13 protein-coding genes are annotated in these 20,065 nt (G+C 73.5%); 8 read left to right on the top strand and 5 right to left on the bottom strand.

Annotated features, from left to right (window positions below):
- The first annotated feature begins 177 nt into the window (after positions 1-177).
- The gene (nrfH, locus tag WMF33_RS09455) at positions 178-720 is read left to right on the top strand and encodes a cytochrome c nitrite reductase small subunit (RefSeq protein ID WP_437336842.1); all 543 of its coding nucleotides are present in this window, start codon (positions 178-180) and stop codon (positions 718-720) included.
- A gap of 30 nt (positions 721-750) precedes the next feature.
- The gene (locus WMF33_RS09450) at positions 751-2,259 is read left to right on the top strand and encodes an ammonia-forming cytochrome c nitrite reductase subunit c552 (protein ID WP_437336841.1); all 1,509 of its coding nucleotides are present in this window, start codon (positions 751-753) and stop codon (positions 2,257-2,259) included.
- Positions 2,260-2,283: 24 nt separating this feature from the next.
- On the opposite strand, the gene WMF33_RS09445 is transcribed toward WMF33_RS09450, so the two are convergent.
- Positions 2,284-2,583, bottom strand: a complete 300-nt coding sequence (locus tag WMF33_RS09445) for a hypothetical protein (RefSeq protein ID WP_437336840.1) — start codon at positions 2,581-2,583, stop codon at positions 2,284-2,286.
- Positions 2,584-3,102: 519 nt separating this feature from the next.
- Between WMF33_RS09445 and WMF33_RS09440 the strand changes: the two genes are divergently transcribed.
- The 3 genes from WMF33_RS09440 (at position 3,103) to WMF33_RS09430 (ending at position 6,508) form a co-directional block, all read left to right on the top strand.
- Entirely contained in the window at positions 3,103-4,419 is a 1,317-nt protein-coding gene (locus WMF33_RS09440) for a M28 family metallopeptidase (RefSeq protein ID WP_437336839.1), read from the top strand.
- Positions 4,420-4,551: 132 nt separating this feature from the next.
- Positions 4,552-5,520 carry a TIGR03885 family FMN-dependent LLM class oxidoreductase gene (locus WMF33_RS09435; protein WP_437336838.1) on the top strand — a complete coding sequence of 323 codons (969 nt, stop codon included), beginning with the start codon at positions 4,552-4,554 and terminating at the stop codon, positions 5,518-5,520.
- Positions 5,521-5,665: 145 nt separating this feature from the next.
- Positions 5,666-6,508, top strand: coding sequence for an alpha/beta fold hydrolase (locus WMF33_RS09430; protein WP_437336837.1), 843 nt, complete (start codon positions 5,666-5,668; stop codon positions 6,506-6,508).
- A gap of 342 nt (positions 6,509-6,850) precedes the next feature.
- Here WMF33_RS09430 and speB read toward each other — a convergent pair whose 3' ends face one another.
- The 4 genes from speB to WMF33_RS09410 form a co-directional block, all read right to left on the bottom strand.
- Positions 6,851-7,849 carry an agmatinase gene (gene speB, locus WMF33_RS09425; RefSeq protein WP_437336836.1) on the bottom strand — a complete coding sequence of 333 codons (999 nt, stop codon included), beginning with the start codon at positions 7,847-7,849 and terminating at the stop codon, positions 6,851-6,853.
- Positions 7,850-7,960: 111 nt separating this feature from the next.
- Positions 7,961-10,072: a substrate-binding domain-containing protein gene (locus WMF33_RS09420; RefSeq protein ID WP_437336835.1), complete on the bottom strand. Its 2,112-nt coding sequence runs from the start codon at positions 10,070-10,072 to the stop codon at positions 7,961-7,963.
- 287 nt (positions 10,073-10,359) lie between these two features.
- Positions 10,360-11,055, bottom strand: coding sequence for a hypothetical protein (locus WMF33_RS09415; protein WP_437336834.1), 696 nt, complete (start codon positions 11,053-11,055; stop codon positions 10,360-10,362).
- Positions 11,056-11,157: 102 nt separating this feature from the next.
- On the bottom strand, positions 11,158-11,853 hold the full coding sequence (locus WMF33_RS09410) for a hypothetical protein (RefSeq protein ID WP_437336833.1): 696 nt from the start codon (positions 11,851-11,853) through the stop codon (positions 11,158-11,160).
- Positions 11,854-11,967: 114 nt separating this feature from the next.
- On the opposite strand from WMF33_RS09410, the gene WMF33_RS09405 reads away from it, so the two are divergent.
- The 3 genes from WMF33_RS09405 (at position 11,968) to WMF33_RS09395 (ending at position 19,991) form a co-directional block, all read left to right on the top strand.
- Positions 11,968-16,932 (top strand): sigma 54-interacting transcriptional regulator, encoded by a 4,965-nt coding sequence (locus tag WMF33_RS09405; RefSeq protein ID WP_437336832.1) that lies wholly within the window; start codon positions 11,968-11,970, stop codon positions 16,930-16,932.
- Between the two features lie 91 nt (positions 16,933-17,023).
- Positions 17,024-17,611, top strand: a complete 588-nt coding sequence (locus WMF33_RS09400; protein ID WP_437336831.1) for a hypothetical protein — start codon at positions 17,024-17,026, stop codon at positions 17,609-17,611.
- A gap of 250 nt (positions 17,612-17,861) precedes the next feature.
- Positions 17,862-19,991: a substrate-binding domain-containing protein gene (locus tag WMF33_RS09395; protein WP_437336830.1), complete on the top strand. Its 2,130-nt coding sequence runs from the start codon at positions 17,862-17,864 to the stop codon at positions 19,989-19,991.
- Positions 19,992-20,065 lie beyond the last annotated feature (74 nt).

Here is a 20,065-nt window from a genome sequence, read left to right as displayed (position 1 = left end):
CGGTTTGCAGGTTCGTCACCTGCGGTGCCGCCTCACCGCGCCGATCCCGGCGCAGCGGTCAGCCGTCATGTCGAGTCCGTTCATCGCCCGCGGCGCCGCCGGGCTGCACCGCCGGGCTTGTCGATCACCGCCCTGCCGGCGCGGTGGCACCTGCCTTGCAAACCGGCGCCGCGACCGATGAGCGATCCGCCGGGGCCCGTGGTCGAGGAACAACAGCGCGGTGAACCGCCGGTCGCGCCGGTCCGCGGGAGCGCGCGCCGCGCGCGCGGCATCCTCTCGTGGGGCTTGCCGCTCGCGCTGTGCGTCGCGCTCGGCGCGGCGGTCGGGCTCGGCGGCTACACGTTCCTCTACGCGAAGGGCGCCTCGTACCTGCAGAACGATCCTTCGGCGTGCGCCAACTGCCACATCATGAACGAGCAGTTCGACGGGTGGCAGCGCTCCAGCCATCGCGCAGTGGCAGGATGCAACGACTGTCACGCGCCCCACACGTTCCTGGGCAAATATGCCACGAAGGCGTCGAACGGGTTCTGGCACTCCTTCGCCTTCACCACGGGCCGCTTCCCGGACCCGATCCGGATCAAGCCCGGCAATCTGCGCATCACGGAGGAGGCCTGTCGCGGGTGTCACGGCGACGTCGTGCATGCGATCGACAGCGAGCACGGCGGCGCGCCCCGGCTCTCGTGCGTGCGCTGCCATGAATCGGTGGGCCACCTGCACTGAGGCGCGCCCGCCGCTCGAGGGATGGAGACGATGACGGAGCCCAAGGACGAACGATCCACGACCGAGAGCGCGAAGAAGCCGGCGTTCCAGCGCTACCTGCCGCTCATCACGGTCGCGGCGGCGGCCGCGAGCGCGGGGACCGCGGCGCTGCTCGTGAACATCTTCGAGCACAAGCAGGAGGCGAAGAGCCCGTTCTATCGCGTCGTCGAGCTTGACGACACGATAGAAGACCCCGCGGTCTGGGGGAAGAACTTCCCCATCCAGTACGACGGCTACCGGCGGACGGTCGACCAGAAGCGGACGCGCTACGGCGGGAGCGAGGCCGTGCCGCGCACGCCGACCGAGGCCGATCCGCGCAGCGTGGTCGCGCAGTCGAAGCTCGAGGAGGACGGGCGGCTGAAGACGATGTGGGCCGGCTACGCCTTCGCGCGGGACTTCCGCGAGGAGCGCGGGCACGCTCACATGCTCGAGGATCAGGTGTACACCGAGCGGCAGATCGCGACGAAGCAGCCGGGCACCTGCATCCATTGCCACGCGTCCGTGTACGTGCCGTACAAGAAGCTCGGCGGCGGCGACCTCATGCGCGGTTGGGAGGCGATGAACCAGATGCCGTTCCCCGAGGCGCGCAAGCTCGTGACGCACCCGGTGTCGTGCATCGACTGCCACGACCCGGAGTCGATGCAGCTCCGGGTGACGCGGCCCGGGTTCCTCGAGGGCATCCGCGCGCTCAAGGCGTCGATGGGCGAGGAGGGCTACGACGTCAACACGATGGCCACGCGCCAGGAGATGCGCTCGTACGTCTGCGGCCAGTGCCACGTGGAGTATTACTTCAAGGGTCCGGAGAAGCGCCTCGTGTATCCGTGGGCCAAGGGCATCAAGGTCGACGAGATCTACGCCTATTACGAGGAGACGGGCCACGCGGACTGGACGCACGCGGAGTCGGGCGCGAAGGTGCTGAAGGCGCAGCACCCGGAGTTCGAGATGTGGAATCAGGGGGTGCACGCGCGCTCCGGCGTCGCCTGCGCGGACTGCCACATGCCGTACCAGCGGGTGGGGGCGGCGAAGGTCAGCGATCACCACATCCAGAGCCCGCTCCTCAACATCAACCGGGCGTGCCAGACGTGCCACAAGTGGCCCGAGGACGAGCTCCGGCAGCGCGTGGAGACGATCCAGGGGCGCCACGCCGAGACGCGCGATCGCGCGATGGACGCCGTGACCGAGCTGATCGGCGACATCCGGCGCGCGAAGGAGGCGGGCATGGCGGACGAGGCGCTCGCGGAGGCGCGCGCGGCGCAGCGGAAGTGCCAGTTCTTCGTCGACTTCGCCGAGGCCGAGAACTCGTCCGGCTTCCACGCGCCCCAGGAGGCGATGCGGATCCTGGCGTCCGCCATCGACACCTGCCGCCGCGGTCAGCTCGCGCTGCGCGACGGCGCCCCGGCCGGGGCGGCGGGCGCGATCGCGGCGCCGACGGAGGCTGCGGCGGACGCGGGAGCGGCGGCGCCGGCGGCTTCCGCGGCGCCGAAGGTAGGCGCTCCCTAGCGCTCTACCGCGCTCTCACCGTCCTCAGGAAACAATACATTTGCCTTCAACCGCGCGCTGAAGGAGCGACTTAGCTCGCTCCTTCTCCTCCTCCTCGCGAAACATCTCCCGTCGTTCCCGCGCAGCGTCGTCCATCCGGGTCACGAATTCCTCAGTATACCCAAGGAGGTCCAGCCGCTGGACCATCCTCTGGTCCGTGCAACTGCCTGTCAGACGTTGTCTCAAGTCTCTATATGACTCACTCGGCCTCCGCGCAGCCAACACCTCCTCCAATGACGCGTATTCAAAAATATCGATGACAACTTCGTCGTTCTGGGCTCTCATTCGTCTTACCCTCGCTTCAGGTGACGCGACGCCTCCGCGTTCCGTTGGAGCTATCATGATCGATTAACGGGAACGCACCTACCATTGAACGCTCGCCCGTCGCGCACGTCAAGCGTGGGCAAACCGCTGACGCGACGTCACACTTCCAGGAGGGACGGAGCGCGCCGAGGGGTGGCGCTGTCGACGCGGGCAGGCCGCGCAGCCGGGTTTGACGTTCTCCAAGCGTTCGTTTCGTATTCCTTCTCCACTCAGCGTCTCTCGTGAACCCGAGATCCGCAACACGGAGCCCTGTGCCATCCGCCAGCGCCGAGCCCGATGGCCTGCCTCTTTCATGCAGGTCCTCCGGCATGCACGCCCTCCGGCCCAACGAGCTGAGCCGTGACTCCATATCTCAATCCGATCGCGTTTGTATCCTGCCATGCATCCGAGGCGACGTGAGTCGGCGTCGACCTCATCGCGAGATATTTCTTGGTTTCTCGAGATGAGATCCGTAGGGTGGCCCCAAAAGGGGAAGACACCATGGCTACACGCCGCAATCGCTCCTGGGCCACCGCCGCTGGATGTGCCGTCCTCGGGCTGGTCTCGGCCTCGTGCGCTGCCGGAGATCCGAGCGCGCCAGCAGCTGAACAGCTCCACGTCTCGCTCGTGGGCAAGGACACCGTCACGACGTTCTTGAATCGCCTCGCCACGACAGACGGCCAGGTCGTCGTGACCCGCGCCACCGTCGATGGCGCCCGGCAGAGCGTCGCGCTCGGGGAAGAGCCCGGCGCCTCGCTGCACCTCGTCGAAGGGCCCCTGCCCGCCGCGCCCCTGCCGGGCGAACGCGCGCGCGTCGGCGGGATCGCCGTGGTCGCCATCCCCGCTGGCCGGGAGCCCCACGGCTGGCTCGGCTCGCACCGCTACCACACCGAGCCGATCGCGGAGACCGAAGTGGTCCTGTCGGGCGCGCGCGGCCGGCAGGGGGCCCCCGCTCCGGCCGGGAGGCGCGCGGCGTTCGAGGGCGAGGCCGCCGACGTCCGCATCGACGCCGAGTTCCTCGAGGCGCGCCTCAAAGAGCTCTCCGGCGCCGCGCCCGTGACCCTCGGCGGCCGGACGGTCACCCTCCGCGAGCGCGGCTCCGAGAGCGGGCGATCCCTCGCCCGCGCCTGGCTGCGCCAGCAGTACGAGGCGCTGGGGTTCACCGTGCAAGAGCACCCCTATCGAAGCGGCTGGAGCCAGGGCGTCAACGTGACGGCGGACAAGCCCGGGGCCGATCCGTCGCGCGTCCTCATCCTCTCGGCCCACTACGACTCGGTCAGCAACGCCGGCGCCGACGACGACGGCTCCGGCGTCGTGTCGTCGCTCGCCATCGCCCGCGCGCTCAAGGACGCGCGCCTGAGCATCGGCCTCCGCGTCGTCGCCTTCGATCAAGAAGAGACCGGCCTCCTCGGCTCGAAGGCCTACGCGCGCATGCTCGACCAGAACGGGCAGCTCGACCAGGTGGTCGGCGTCCTGGATCTCGAGATGACCGGATACGACTCCAACGACGACGGGCGCTATCACGCCATCCACTGCAACGAGAACACGTCGTCCGAGCTCGGCGCGCTGGTCGAGGCGGCCGCGACGCGCGGCGAGCTCGGCCTGAGCCGGGTCGACGCGTGCACGAACCGCAGCGATCACGCGGCGTTCTGGCGCTACGGCACGCCCTCCGTGGCCGTGTCGCAGAACTTCTTCGGCGACGACGGCAATCCCTGCTACCACGCGCGCTGCGACACGGTAGCTCAGCTCAACTGGGACTACATGCGGCGGCTGACCCAGGCCGTCGCGCTCGCCGCCGCCGATCTCCTGATCGAGTGACGCGCGACGCCCGCGCGACAACCGCGCGGCGGACGAGCGGCCCCGGGTCGCCGCCGGCCCCCTGGCGCGCCGATTGCTGGTCGCCGCGGATCACCGCCAGCACCGGCGCGCGACAAGGAGCCCAGCGGACCCATGCGGAAGCTCGCGATCGGCTATCACGCCTCCCACGAACAGCTCGCCCCCTCGGCTCTGCTCCGGCACGTGCGCCACGCCGAACAGGCCGGGTTCGCGGCGGCCATGTGCTCGGACCACTTCCACCCATGGAGTGAACGACAGGGCGAGAGCGGCTTTGCGTGGGCGTGGCTCGGCGCGGCGCTCGAGGCCACGTCGCTGTCGTTCGGGACGGTGTGCGCCCCCGGATACCGCTACCACCCGGCGGTGATCGCGCAGGCGGCCGCCACGCTGGCCGAGATGTACCCGGGCCGCTTCTGGCTCTCCATCGGGAGCGGGGAGGCGCTGAACGAGCATATCACCGGGGAGAAGTGGCCCGATCACGCCGAGCGGACCGCGCGGCTGGAGGAGTGCGCCGAGGTCCTCCGCGCCCTGTGGCGCGGCGAGACCGTGACGCACCGGGGCCGCGTCGTCGTGGAGGGCGCGAAGCTCTACACGCGGCCAGCGGCGCCGCCGCTCCTCCTCGGCGCGGCGATCTCGCCGGCCACCGCGGCGCGGGTGGGCCGGTGGGCCGACGGGCTGATCACCGTCTCGCAGGCCAACGAGCAGATGCGCGAGGTGGTGCGCCGCTTCCGCGAGGGCGGCGGCGAGGGCAAGCCCATGGTGCTGCAAACGAAGATCGCCTACGACGCCGACGAGGGGACCGCGCTCCGTGAGGCCCACGAGCAATGGCGGACCAACGTGCTCCCGTCGAGGCTCCTCGCGAGCCTGATGGCGCCCGAGCATTTCGACGCGGCGGCCTCCTTCGTGCGACCCGAGGACGTGGCCGCGCAGGTGCGCGTCTCCTCCGACGTCGCCCAACACGCCGCGTGGCTGCGCGAGGACGCGGAGCTCGGCTTCGACACCATCTACGTGCACAACGTGGCCCTGGATCAACAGGCCTTCATCGACGCCTTCGGCGCGCGCGTGCTCCCGGCCTTGTCCAGGTAGCGGCGCGGCGAGCTCAGCCCCACGACACGCTGGCGGCGGGCCGCTCCCGCCGGCGCGACACGAGGCGATCTGCCTCACGTGGCGCGGATCTGCGCGGCGCCCGGCGCTGGAACTGAGCGCCCGTCTGTGATTTCAATGGATCACGATGAGAGTCCAGGCAGGCGACGTCCGGCTGTTCTTCGAGGTGGAAGGGACGAAGCTCGTCCCCGACGGGCCCGGGATGCGCGAGCGCCCCACGGTGATCCTGCTGCACGGCGGGCCAGGCGTCGATCACACCGATTTTCGGCCCTTCGGCTCGGCGCTCGCCGAGGTGGCGCAGGTCGTCTACCTCGACCACCGCGGCTGCGGGCGCAGCGATCGCAGCGGGCCCGAGCGGTGGAACCTCGCGACGTGGGCGGACGACGTGCGGGCGTTCTGCGACGCGCTGGAGATCCAGCGGCCCGTGGTGCTGGGAAACTCGTTCGGCGGCATGGTGGCCCAGGCGTACGCGGCGCGGTATCCCGATCACCCCGGCAAGCTCATCCTGACGAGCACGACCGCGAAGCTGCGCCTCGATCGCATGCTGCCGGTGTTCGAGCGGCTCGGGGGCGCGCGTGCTGCGGACATCGCCCGGCGGTTCTTCGCGGACCCGATGCCCAATTTCCACGACTACATCCGCGTGTGCTTCCCGCTCTACCGACAGACGCCAGCGGACGAAGGAGCGCTCCAGCGCGCCGTCATCCACCTCGACGTCGGCGGCTACTTCGTCGGGGGCGAGATGCAGACCTACGACCTGCGCGCGGATCTCGCGCGCGTCCGCTGCCCTACCCTCGTGCTGTCCGGCGATCTCGACCCGTTCGCGACCAGCGCGGACGCGCGCGATCTCGTGGCGGCGCTGCCCGGGGAGCTCGTCCAGGCGAGGCATTTCCCCCACGCCGGGCACGCCGTGCTCGCCGACGCGCGCGCGGAAGCGCTCGCGGCGATCCGAGCGTTCCTGGGCGCGACCTGAGCGACCCGGGCGCGATCGCACGCGCCAGGAAACAGCGCCCCACGAACGCCGGAGGGGGGCGGGAGGTCGTCGCTCGTTCCTCCCACCTCCCCGCCTTCCTGCTCGACCGACTGCCATCGTCCGGCAGGGCAAAAAAAACAGAGCGCCTGCTCGACGGCGGGGGGGGGGAAGCCGTCACAGGCGCTCTGCTCTGTCCATACTAGCAGGATGCGGGCCAAGTCCGTCCATGCGAGTTTCGCGGGATCCTGCTCGCGGACGGCGCTCGCTGTCTTTCACTCCTGAGATCGGCGCTTGCAAACCTGGCAGCTCGGCGGCTCCCGGAGAGGGCGCGGCCCCACGGCGTTACCGGGCGCGTGACGCGTCGGTGCGGGCGCGCGCCGCGGGGGCGCCCGGCCGGCTCGCGTAGAGGACGAGGTGCTCGTAGGCGATGGTCGCCCCGGCCAGCGCGGTGATCCCCGCGGTGTCGTAGGCGGGCGCGACCTCGACGACATCCGCGCCGACGACGTCCACGCCCGCGAGCCCGCGCAGGATCTCGATGGCGGTCGCGGTGCTGAGCCCACCGCAGACGGGCGTGCCGGTGCCCGGCGCGAAGCTGGGATCGAGGCAGTCCACGTCGAACGTGACATAGACCTTGCGCCCCTCGACCAGCTCCCGGACACGCTGGACCACGGCCGCGGCGCCGTTCCGGTGCACCCAGGGCGCGTCGAGGATCTGGAATCCGTGCGTGTCCGGATTGAAGGTGCGAATCCCGATCTGCACCGAGCGGGCCGGATCGACGATGCCCTCTCGCGCGGCGTGGAGGAACATCGTGCCGTGATCGATCCTGCCGTCGTCGTCGCCGACGCTCCACGTGTCCGAGTGGGCGTCGAAGTGGATCAGCGAGAGCGTGCCGTGCTGCTTGGCGACCGCCCTCAGCGCGGGCAGCGTGACGAAGTGGTCGCCGCCGATCGACAGCGGCGCGGCCCCGCCGCGGAGGATGCCCGCGATGTGGGCCTCGATCGCGGAAGGCACCTCGAGCGGCCTGCCGAAATCCCACTGGCAGTCGCCGTAATCGACGATGGCCAGCTGATCGAGCGGGCTGACCGCGGCGCCGTAAGGGCGGCCTTCGAACGAGAGCAGGGCCGACGCCTCCCGCACGGCGCGCGGACCGAAGCGCGCGCCGGGCCGGTTCGTCGTCGCCGTGTCGAGCGGCAACCCCGTCACCGCGACGTCCACGCCCGTCAGATCGCGCGAGTACTTCCGGCGCAGGAACGACAGCGCGCCCGCGAAGGTCAGCTCGAACGACGCGCCGACGAGGCCCTCGGCCGTGAATGCATGATCGCCGCGCACGCTATTCCCCATCTCCACCCGCTCTCACCCCCGATGAACCACCGCTGAGAGATATCATGTGCCGCGCGGCGGGACACGGCATCTTCGCCGGCGACGCCCGGCAGCCCGACCCCGTCCGCCCGGTCACCGCCCCGCCCGGGTGAGCTGGCGGATCGCGGCGGCGAGCGACTGGAAGACGGCGATGTCGCGCAGCTCGATGCCGAGGCTGACCATGCGCTGCGCCATCGTGGGCCCCACGCCGACGAGGCTCACGCGGGCTCCGAGCAGCCGTGTGGCCTGCGCCGTCTGCGCCAGGGCCGCCGCGGTCGCCTCGTCGACGAGCGGCACGCCGGTCAGGTCGAGCAGCACCCACCGCGCGCGCTCCCGCGCGACGCCCGAGAGCACGGCCTCGAGGATCTGCTGCGCCCTCGCCGCGTCGATGGCGCCGATCAGCGAGATGAGCAGCACCCCAGGCAAGAGGGGGATGACGGGACAGCCGAGCTCCCGCACCGTGCTCGCGAGCGCGCGCTCGCGCTCGTAGGCGGCGGCCAGCATGTCGCGCTCCTCCTGCAGCGCGGTCTCGATTTCGTGGCGCTCGAACGCCGCGACGAGGAGCGACACCCACATGGCCAGCGGCTGGAGGTTGTCCGCGAAGCTCTCGGTGTGCAGCCCGCCGAGCACCAGCGTGCCCCAGTCGCGCCGCGCGGTCGCGATCGGGATCATCACGCAATGGCCGCCCGCCTCGTCGGGCTTCGCGGCGTCGAGCAGCTCGGGCGGCGGAAACTGGCCGGCCGGGACGCGGCGCCCCACGAGCGCGGCCACGGCCGGATCGTCGGTGTACACGCTGTCGATGACGACCGCTCGCCCGCCCGGACCCGGGTCGTCGGCCCAGAGCGCGAGGCACCCGACGCGCACGGAGGTCTGCCGCAGCCACGCGAGGCGCTCGTCGGCCCGCGCCTGCTTCGAGGCGAGGAGCCTGCTCATCTCCATGTTGGCGCGGATCAGCCGCTCGAGGCTCTGCACGCTGCTCCGCTCCGACGTCACGAGGGCCCGCTGCTGCGCGAGGCGCACGCGGCCGAGGAAGGCCTGCGCTCGCCGCGCCGCGCCCGGATCCGGCGCGTTGCCGAGCTGCCGCGCGGCGGCCTCCTCGACCAGCATCACCGCCGCGAGGAGGACCTCGATCCTGCCGCTGTGCGCGACCGCGGGGGCGAAGGCGCGCTCGAGCGTCCCCACGTCCGGAGGCTCCGCCCCGGCGAGCGCCGCGCCGAGGCCGCGCGCGATCACCTCGGCCTCGGGCCAGACCAGGAAGCGCGGCGACGGCGCCGGCCCCTCGACCAGACGGCTCAGCTGCCGGGACAGCCCGCGCCGCCAGTCGCCGCCCGCGTCGTCGAGCTCCAGCGCGGGCGGCGCGGCGTCCCACGCGGCGCTGCCGCACGAGCGCCGCACCACCAGCTCGGCCGAGCCGCGGGTCACGGGCTCCGGCGGCGGGATGCCGCGGATGAGGTCGACGATCCGCTCGACGGCGATCCTCCCGAGCAGCGCGGGGTCCTGCCGCATCGTGGTGAGCGGCGGGTCGCAGTGCTGGGCGACGCTGACGTCGTCGAACCCCACCACCGCGATGTCCTCGGGCACGCGGTAGCCGTGCGCCTGGATCGCGTGGATGGCGCCCATCGCCATCTCGTCGTTTCCCGCCACGAGCGCGGTGCAGAACTTGCCGTCGCGCTCGAGGAACTCCCGCAGTCGGCGCTCGGTGTAGAACATGGTGCACTCGTGGAACTCGGAGAGCAGGTTGAGCTCCGCCGAGAGCCCGCGCGCCCTCATCGCCTCATCGAACGCCTTGCCCCGCTCGACGAAGTCGTCCGATGTCGATTTGCCGATGTAGGCGATCCGGCGATGGCCGAGGCCGACGAGGTGATCGACGAGCCGGTGAATCGAGTCGTGGTTCTCCGCCCGGACGATCGGGTACCCCGGGCCGAACGGGGGCGCGCAGAAGATGACGGCCGGCTTCCCGTCGGAGAGCAGCTCCTCGAGGCCGTCGATGGTGTACATCGAGATCCAGCCGACCACCCGGTCGAGGCCCAGCCCGCGCGCTCGGACCGCCGCAGGAGCCCCGTAGATCATGAGGAGCTCGTAGCCGCGCTCCCGCGCCGCGCGGTGCATGCCGGCGAACACCATGGCGTTGAAGGAGTTGTCGAAGAAGACCGACGCGAGCCCGATCACGTTCCGTGTGCGCTGGTCGACAGGCCTCGTGCTCATCCCGGTCGTGTCCTCCCTCGCATCCAGCGGGAGAGCGTATCACCGACCTCGACGAAATGATTGGGCAACTTCGACGCCGGCGACAGGGCCCCCTCGTTCCGGCGCGGTCCTCCCCCGTGCGCGCATGTAGAACATCGTGGACGGCCCTACCAGAGCGGTGGATATCACCGAGGCTCCTCCGCGACGCGGGGGCGCACGCCGGCCGAGGCTCGTTGTTTGTGGGGAGCCCCACGCAGGGCGCGAGACCGGGCGGAGGAGCTCGTCGCGGCGGGGCGCGCCCTCACGCCTCAGGGGGCGTGGCCGACAGGGAGCTCCGGGCCGATGCAGCCGCACCCGCACGCGTTGGTGAAGAGCCTCTCCGGCGGCGAGCACGCGAAGTCGAGGAGCATGCACTCTTCCGGATCGTGAGAGACATAGAGGACGTTCGTGGTGCCCGGCTCCGGACAGACGACCGTCTCGGGGCTGACGCAGCCGCACCCGCACTCGTCGTAAAAGAGCGTCTGTCCCTCCGCACAGACGAAGTCGATGAGGTGGCACTCCTCGATGTCGTGCGACACGTAGCGGACGCCCGGATCGCTCGGGTCCGGGCAGGTCGCCGGCTCGGGGTCGATGCAGCCGCACCCGCACTCGCCGCCGAAGTACTCCTCCGGCGGCGAGCAAGCGAAGTCGATGAGCGTGCACTCCACCGGATCATGAGAGACATAGCGGACGCCGGGATCGCGCGGATCCGGGCAGGACGCCGGCTCCGGGCCGATGCAGCCGCACCCGCACTCGCCGCCGAAGTACTCCTCCGGCGGCGAGCAGGCGAAGTCGATGAGCGTGCACTCCACCGGATCGTGAGAGACATAGCGGACGCCGGGATCCGCCGGATCAGGGCAGCTCCCGCCGCCGCCGGGCGAGGGGCCGCCGCCGGGCGAGGGGCCGCACCCGAGCTGTCCGACTATCGAAGAGGCCGCAAGGAACAACAAGGCATAGACTCGCATGTTCGTCTCCGTATCTTTCTTCAAGAGGGTTGATCCGTGGAGATGCACCTCCCCTTCGAGGCCCGCCTCGAGCCCCGGGAGGAGATGAGCGTTCAAGCCGGCTCAGGGAGCGTCGCTGACGAAGAGCGTCACCGCCCTCCGGGAGACCTCCGGTGAAGACACCTCGATCAGCAGCACCTCCTCGCGCGTCTCGTCCTCGACCGGCTGGAGCACCACGCGGAGGTCGGTCACCTCCCCGGCCTCGAGGACCACCGGCGCCGTCGCGCCCTCGAGGAGGTACCCGGGCGCCGGCGCGCGCAGGGCGATCGCGTCGATCGCGAGCGGCGCGGCGCAGGTGTGCACGAGCGGGAGGGTCCGGGTGGACACGGCGCCGACGGCGGGCTCGGGCAAGGCGAGCTCCGGCTCGACCCGGAAGCAGTCGGCCAGCGGCCGGGGCGCGGGCTCGAGGACGCCGCTCCGCGCGACGAGGTCCGCCGGCGCGGAGCGGGCCGCGCCGCGCCGCGCCTGGAGGCGCAGCTCGTGCCCGCGGATGGCGTCGATCTGGAGCGCGAAGCTCCCGTCCTCCTCGACCGGCGCGACCACGGGCGCCACGGCCCGGTCGAGGTTCACCGCCCAGACGAGATCGGCGCCCTCCACGCTCCCGGGCCCGCCGGTGACATCCATCAGCGCGCCGTCGCACTCGTCGCACATCGCGCCGACGACGTCCCCCGCGAGCGCAGGCGCGGAGGGCGGCTCCGGGATCGGGTTCACCCCGCACCCGGCGACGCACGCAACGAGAAGAACCGCGAGCCAGCGCATCAAGCCACCATCCTGTCGAACGGTGTCCTGTTCAACCGCCGTGCCAGCGCGCCCCGCGGCGGTTCCCGGGCATCGCGGCTCCCTGCCTGTACCATTCTGTACCATAATGTACCGATGGTACAGGGTGGCCTTGCGCCAGGCGCGATGGTCGACGGCCGCTACGAGGTCGTGCGCGCGCTCGGGCGCGGCGGGCTCGGCTCGGTGGTCGAGGCGCGCGACCGGCTCTTCGAGCGCGACGTCGCGCTGAAGGCGCTGCGCTTCGACTCCGCGGGCGCGGCCGAGGCGTTCCGGCGGGAGTTCTCGCTGCTCTCGGCGTGCGCTCACCCGCGCCTGCCGCGCGCGTACGACTTCGCCCGGACGACGCGCGGGGGCGCGCCGCTCACGTACGCCACGACGGAGCTCATCCGGGGCCGGACGCTCGCCGAGCACGCGCGGGGGCGCGCCCTTCCCGCGGCCCTGCCCGTCCTGCTCGACGCGCTCGACGCGCTCGGGTGGCTCCACGGCGCGGGCATCGTCCACGGCGACTTCAAGCCCGAGAACGTCCTCGTGCGGGACGACGGCGCGGGCGTGCTCATCGATCTCAGCGCGGCGCGGAGGATGCGCGCCGAGGCGGGAGACCTCTCGGGCACGGCGCGGTTCTTCGCGCCGGAGCTCCTCCGGGGCGCCCCGCCGAGCGCGCGCTCGGATCTCTTCGCCGTGGGGCGGACGCTCGAGGCCCTGTTCCCGCTCCTCGCCGGGGCGCCGCCCGCGGCCCTGCGCCGCCTCGCCGAGCGGCTCACCGCGGAGGACCCGGCCAGCCGACCCTCCGGCGTCGACGAGGTGCTGGAGGCCCTCTCCGCCGGCGGGGCGCCGCGGCGCGCGCCCGCCGTCGTGAGCGAGCCGGGCGAGATCGTCGGCCGGGGGCGCGAGGTCGAGGCGTTCGGCGCGGCGCTCGCGGCGCTGCTCCGCGGCGAGCGCGGGCCGCGCGCCGTGGTGATCACGGGCGACGAGGGCGCCGGCAAGTCGCGGCTGTTCCGCGAGCTCAAGTGGCGCGCGCAGCTCAGCGCGCCGGTCTTCGAGGGCGCGCCCCGCGGCGAGGATCCGCTCCGCGCGCTGCTGCTCCGCGCGCTCGGCCGCGCCGCGCTCCCGGCCGGCGTCGACGCGCTGCTCGCCGCCCGCGGCGAGCTCGCGGGCGGGCGCGGGCGCCCCGGCGACGCCGCGCGCGCGCCCGAGAGCCCGCGCGGCCCGGTCGCGAGCGACGCGCCGCACCGGCCGCTCGTGCTCGCCATCGACGACGCCGATCGGCTGCGGCCGCACGACCGGGCGCTGCTCGAGGCGCTCGTGCGATCGGCCGCGCCGACCGACGCCCTCCTCTGGCTCATCGCCTCCGCCGAGCGGCTCGACGTGGGCGGCGGCGCGGTCGTCGAGCTCCCGCTCGGCCCGCTCGGCGAGGCGGCGGTCCGGGTGTGGACGGCGCCCCTGGCCACGGCGGCGCGCGTGTCGGATCTCCTCCGCGCGAGCGGCGGCCGCCCGCGCGCGCTCAAGGAGCTCTGCGCCGCGCTCGGGCAGCGCAGGCTGAGCGAGGCGGAGCTCGATCGCTTCGTGACCACGATGACCACGCCGGAGCTCTTTCGCCGGCGCGTGGCCGCGCTCGCCCCCGAGGAGGCGCGCGCCCTCGCCGCGCTCGCCGTGGCGGATCCGCTCGGGCCCGAGGCCGCCGCGGCGCTCGGCGTGGGGCGCGCGGCGCTCGACGCGCTCGAGGCGGCGGGGCTCGCGCGGCTCGACGGCGAGGGGTTCCGCCTCGGCCAGCCCGGGCAGGCGCGGGCGCTCCTGGCCGCGCTCGACGCGGGCGTCGTGCGCGAGGTCGCGGCGGCGATGGCGGCCCACCTCGCCGGCGAGGGCGAGGCGGCGCTCGCCCCGGCGCTCCGCAGCCAGCGCGCCGCGGACCGGGCGAGGGCGCTCGTCTTCGCGGGCGACCACGAGGCCGCGCGGCGGGCGCTCGCCGCGTCCGAGCCGATGTTCGAGTGGGCGCCGCGCGCCTGGGTGCGCGCGGCGGACGCCGCCTGCGCGGTGCAGCCGGCGCCGCGGACGCTCGTGGCCGCCGCGTCCGCGCTCGAGGCGGCCGGCGATCCGAGGCGCGCGCTGTCGCTGCTCGCCCGGGCGAGGCGCGCGCGGCCGCCGCGCGACGTCGTCGCCGAGCTCTCGTACCGGGCGGCGCGCTGCGACGAGAAGCTCGGCAAGGTCGAGCGGGCGCTCGGGCGGATCGAGCGCGCGCGGGCGCTCGAGCCCGGGCCCGCGGGCGGGCGGCTCGCGAGCCTCTCGGCGCGCTGCCTGCTGCGCCTCGGCCGCTACGACGAGGCGCGGCGCGAGGCGCAGGGCGCCCTCGCGGCGGCCGACGGCGGCGGCGACCTCGCGGCGGCCGACGGCGGCGACCTCGCGGCGGGCCGCGCCGACGCCTCGGCCGCGGCGGAGCTCGCCGAGACGCTGGGCCTCGCGCTCGGCTACCTCGGCGACCAGCAGGGCGCCCTCCAGAGCCTCGCGCGCGCCGTCGCGCTGCGGCCCGCGTCGGACTCGCCCCGCGCCCGCGCCCGCACGCTCAGCTACCACGCGCTCCACGCCTACCGCGCCGGGGACGCGGCCCTCGCGGCGCGCGGGTTCCAGGAGGCGCTCGACCTGGCCGAGGCGGAGGGCCTCGGCGACCTGCTCGCGACCGCCGCGCTGAACCTGGGGACGGCGCGGCACCAGCTCGGCGACTGGGGCGCGGCGCTGCGCTGCTACGAGCGCGGGCTGCGGGCGGCGATCGCCTTCGCCAAGGAGCGGACCGAGGCCACCCTGCGCTTCAACCTGGCCAAGATCCACGCGGACGTCGGCCTGCTCGACCGGGCCGAGCTCGGCCTCGCGCGCCTGCGCGCGCCCGAGGGCGCGAAGGTCCCCGAGGAGATCGCCGCGGCGGCGCTCGGGCTCGCCGCGGAGATCGCGGCGGCGCGCGGCGCGCTCGGCGAGGCGGCGCGGCTGCTCGACGAGGCCCGCGCGGGCCACGCGGCGCGCGGCTCGAAGCGCGAGGCGTGCGAGGCGACCCTCCACGCCGCCGAGGTCGCGCTCGCGGCGCGCGACAGCGCCGCGGCCGGCGCCCGGCTGGCCGAGGCCGCGGCGCTGCTCCGGGAGATCGACGCGGCGGACCTCGCGCTGCGCCACGCGACGGCGGGCGCGGAGCTCGCGCTCTCCCTCGGCGACCCGGGCGCGGCCCTGGAGCAGGTGCAGCGGGGCGCGGGCCTCGTGGCGCAGGTCGCGCAGCTCGAGCTCCACGCGAAGCACGAGGAGGTGTCCGCCGAGGCGCTCCGCCAGCGGTCGGCGACGGCGCTGGCCGAGCGGCACCGCACGGCCGCGATCGAGTGCTGGGAGCGCATCGGGAGCACGCTCCCGGCGGAGCTCGCCGAGGTCTTCTGGCGGCACCCCCGGCGGGCCGCGCTCCGCGGCGGTCCCGCGCGGCCGGCGGCCCGCATGGAGCTCGTGATGAAGCTCCTCGAGATCAACCGGCGCCTGAGCTCGACGCTCGACGCCGAGGAGGTGCTCCGCCTCGCCATGGACGCGGCCATCGAGCTGACCGGCGCCGAGCGGGGGTTCGTGATCCTCACGTCGCGCGATCCACGCGATCCGCGCGACCCGTCCGATTCCCCCGGGCGGCAAGGGAAGGTCAGGCTCGAGGTCGCGGTCGCGCGGAACCTCGATCGCGAGCGCGTCGGCAAGAGCCAGCTCAAGTTCAGCCACGGGATCGCCAAGCGGGTGGTCGAGCGCGGCGAGGCGGTGCTCACGGTCGACGCGCTGGCCGACGCGCGGTTCCACGGGAGCGCGTCGGTGCACGCCCTGCGGCTCCGGTCGATCGTGTGCGTGCCGATCCGCGCGCACGGCGCGGTGCTCGGCGCCGTCTACCTCGACAACCGGTTCCAGCGCGGCAAGTTCGCGGAGGGCGACGCGGATCTGCTCGGCGCCTTCGCGGACCAGATCGCGGTCGCGCTGCACAACGGCCGGCTGATGGACGAGCTCAGGGAGCGCACCCGGGCCCTCGAGGAGGAGCAGCGCCGGGTCGCGGAGCTCATGCGCTCGCAGGCGGACGAGATCGAGCGGCTCTCGCACGAGCTCGAGCGGACCCGCGCGGACGCGCGCCGCGACTTCCCGGAGATCGCGGGGAGGAGCGCCCCGATGCGCGCCGTGCTCGCGCTCTGCGAGCGCGTGGCGGAGAGCGACGTGACGGTGACGGTGACGGGCGAGAGCGGCACCGGCAAGGAGCTCGTCGCGCGCGCCATCCACGCGGGCGGACCACGGCGGGGCGGGCCGTTCGTGGCGGTCAACTGCGCCGCGCTGCCCGAGGCGCTGCTCGAGTCGGAGCTCTTCGGCCACGTGAAGGGCGCCTTCACCGGCGCCGTCCGGGACCACGGCGGCCTGTTCCAGTCGGCGCGGGGCGGCACGCTGTTCCTCGACGAGCTCGGGGAGACGCCGGTCGGCGTGCAGGCGAAGCTGCTCCGCGCGCTCCAGGAGCGCTCGATCCGCCCGGTGGGGTCGGACCGGAGCGTCCCCGTCGCCGACGTGCGGGTCGTCTGCGCGACGAACCGGGATCTGCGGGAGGAGGTCGCGCAGGGGCGCTTTCGCGAGGATCTCTACTACCGGGTCAGCGTCATCGAGATCCGCCTGCCGCCGCTCCGCGAGCGCCCGGACGACATCCCGGCGATCGCGCAGGCGATCGTCGAGAAGCTCTCGGCGCGCCAGGGCCGCCCGGCCTTCCGGCTGTCGCGGGGCGCGCTCCGGCGGCTCATGTCGTACGGCTGGCCCGGCAACGTGAGGCAGCTCGAGAACGTCCTCTCGCGCGCGTGCGTGCTCGCGCCGGGCCCGGAGATCGGCCCCGCCGACATCCAGCTGCCGGCGGCGGCGCCCGCGCCGCGGGCCCGGTCGCGCGCGGACTACCGCGGCGCCGAGGCGGAGCGGATCCGCGCCGCGCTCGATCTCGCCCGCTGGAACGTGTGCGAGGTGTCGCGGAGCCTCGGGATCCCGAGGACGACGCTGTACCGGAAGCTCGCCCAGTACGGGCTCTTGCGGAAGGAGTGAGCGCTGGAGCGCGAGCTACGGCGAGCCGATCCCGGATTCGACGGCGAGCCAGGCACTGTACATCCGTTCATTCATCTGCTAGCCGACAGGCATGCGCTCCCGCAAGGCCGCCGCCATCGTCGTCGAAGACCTGCCGCTCGACGAGGAACCCGTCGACGCGATCCCGCCCGACGACACCGCGGCGGACGAGGCGTTCTCCGCCGCGGGAGGGACGCCCTCGCTCGAGCGGATCTGCGTCGATTGCGGCAGCAGCGGCGGCGCGCACGACGGCTGCGCGCACCGCGAGCGCGCCCGCTTCCACGCGCCGACGCGCGCGGCGCTCGAGCTCGTGGCGCGCCTGCGCCGGGCCGCCGCCGAACACCGCGCCGCCGCCCGCGCCCTCCGGGCCCTGGTCACCGCCGAGCACGCGCGCGGCCGCGCCGAGATCGAGCGGGAGGAGCCGGAGCCGCTCGCGCCCCCGCAGCCCGCCGCCGCGCCGGAGCCGCCCCCGCCCGCCGCGCCAGAGCCGGACGACGCTCCGCCGGCGCTCTGCCCGCGCTGCGCCGAGCCGATCGAGGCAACGCCGGCCGAGCCCGAGGCGCCGCAGCGCCGGCCGAAGCGCAAGGGGCGGGTGCCCCTCGAGCAGCAGGCATTCCCGTTCACGGGCGACGCCGAGCAGCGATCGCCGCACGGCGCCTGAGCCCCGGCCGGCGCGCGGCGCGGGCACAGCGCAAGAGAGCTCGCAGTCATCTCGAATACCGGCGCGACGGCACACAGCACCTTCCGCGATCGGAGGACCGGGAAGTTGACCGGTAAGCCGACGAACTGACACGCTCCCACCGCGCGCGCCGCCGGGCGTCAGGACGCGCGCGTTCCGTGCTACACGGTCCTGTCGATGACAGCGACGCGGCGGGATGCCGGAGCTCTGGACCACCGAGGATTCTGCCACCATGTCGCTCGATAGAGCCATCGGCCTCACGTGCCACGACATCTGGGGGACGTATTTCTGCGAGGTGCTCGGAGGTATCCAGTCGGCGGCAGGGCACTCTGGATATCGCGTGATCGCCGTCAAATCGCCGCCGCGAGACGTTCACAGGCTCAAGCTCGCGCGCGACCAGATCGACGGGTGGATCGCCCTGATCGAGCCGGCGGACATCGAGCTCTTCCTCGACGACGGCCGGCCGGTCGTGACCCTCAGCGCGCGCTCGGCCGACGGGCGCTGCCCGTACGTCTTGCCCGACAACCACGGCGGCGCCCTGGCGGCCGTGCGCCACCTCATCGATCACGGGCACAGGCGGATCGCCTTCGCGGGCCACATGGCGCACGAGGATATCCGGCAACGCTTCCAGGCCTACCGGGACGCGCTCGACGAGCGCGGGATTGCGTTCGACCCCGCCCTCGTCGTCGAGCTCCCGAACAACGAGCGGGCCGGCGGGCGGTTCGCCGCGCAACGCCTCTTCGAATCGGGCGTGTCCTGCACCGCGATGTTCATGGCCACCGACCAGGGGGCGCTCGGGATCATCGACGCGCTCGCCGAGGCAGGCCTCCGCGTCCCCGAGGACCTCGCCATCGTCGGATTCGACGACATCGAGGCGGCCCGGTACGCCTCGCCGCCCCTGACGACGGTCCGCCAGCGGTTCGACTGGATCGGCAGGACGGCCGCCCAGCTGCTCATCGATCGCCTCGCCGGACGGGAGGTCCCGAGCGCGGGGCACATCGCGCCGACGCTCCTCGTCGTGCGCCGCTCCTGCGGCTGCTCGCCCGCGCCGGCCGAGCGCGAGGCGGCCGCGCCGGCCGACGGCGACGCGGACCAGGCCGACGCGCTCGCCCGGGAGCTGGTCGCCCTCGCGACCTTCTCGTCGGCGCCCGACCGGAGCGCGCCGCCGACCGAGTCGTGGCCCGGGGTGACGGAGGTGGTCCGCGGGCTCGAGGCGGCCGCCCAGGGAAAGCCCGGCCCCGCGCCGGCGGCGCTGGAGCGGGCGTGGCGCGAGGCCGCAGAGCAGATGCCCCATATCGATCTGCTCCTCGCCATGATCGACCGCCTGGAACGAGCGGGCCAGTCCATGCTCCGCGGCGCGGAGGACGCCGCGGCCCAGCGGCGCGTCACGGCGTACATCCGGAGGGCGCGCCACGACATGATGCAGGGCCGGGTGGCGATCGAGACGGCCCGCGCCGATTACCTGAACAGCCTCCTCGACATCAACCTCGTTGTCCGGGAGACGCTCTTGGAGCACGCGGACAACGGCGGGAGCAAGCTGAGCTGGCTCTCCGCGGTGCAGATGAGCTGGGGCTGCCTCGCCGTGTGGGAAGAGCCGGGAGACGAGGGGCCGACGCTGCGGATCGTCGAGAGCTCCTGCCCCGGCATGGAGGCCGCCGCGCCGGCGGCGGGCACGCGCGTCGCGGCGGCGGAGTTCCCGCGCGGCGACTGGCTGCCTGCGGCCGTTCAGTACGACGGCGACCACGTCCTCCGGCTCATCCCGCTCCGCAGCCAGGGCGAGGACCGCGGCGTCCTGGCCATCTGCGCTCCGGTGAGCAGCCCGCTCGGGCTGGATCACCGGGACATGGACATGTGGGTCGCGATGCTGACCGCGGCGTTCGAGCGCGCCTCGCTCATCGAATCGCTGATCGAGCAGGAGAAGCGGTCGCGCGCCGCCTACGAGCGCGAGCGCGCCCTCGCCGACGCCGTGCGCCGGCTCGGGTGCCCGGTCATCCCGCTCGACGAGGGGGTGCTGCTCGTGCCGCTCGTCGGGGCCATCGATCCGGAGCGCGCGAGCCACGTGCTCGAGGTGGTGCTCGCGGAGCTCAGCCGCCAGGAAGCCGAGGTGTTGCTGATGGATATCACCGGCGTGCCCTTCGCCGACATGCAGGTCGCGGCGTCGCTGACGAAGACGGCCCGCGCCGCCGTCCTGCTCGGCGCCGAGGTCATCGTCGTGGGGATGCGGCCGCAGGTCGCGCAGGAGTTCACCCAGCTCGGCATCGACCTCGCGGGGATGACGCTTTATCCGACCCTCGGCAGCGCGCTCTCGTCGCTGCGCCGCAGGCGACAGCCGCTCATCGTTCCGCGGCCGCCCCGCGCCTGAGCCGCCGCCGGCGGGGCCCGGCAAAAGCCGGCGCTCGCCGGAAAGGGTCGCCAGCGCGAGATTGGGCCGACCTC

Source organism: Sorangium sp. So ce394, assembly GCF_051474665.1.
Lineage (GTDB): Bacteria > Myxococcota_A > Polyangia > Polyangiales > Polyangiaceae > Sorangium > Sorangium cellulosum_D.
The sequence above is the reverse complement of the archived record's forward strand: the minus strand, read 5'-3'. Positions and strand labels throughout refer to the sequence as shown.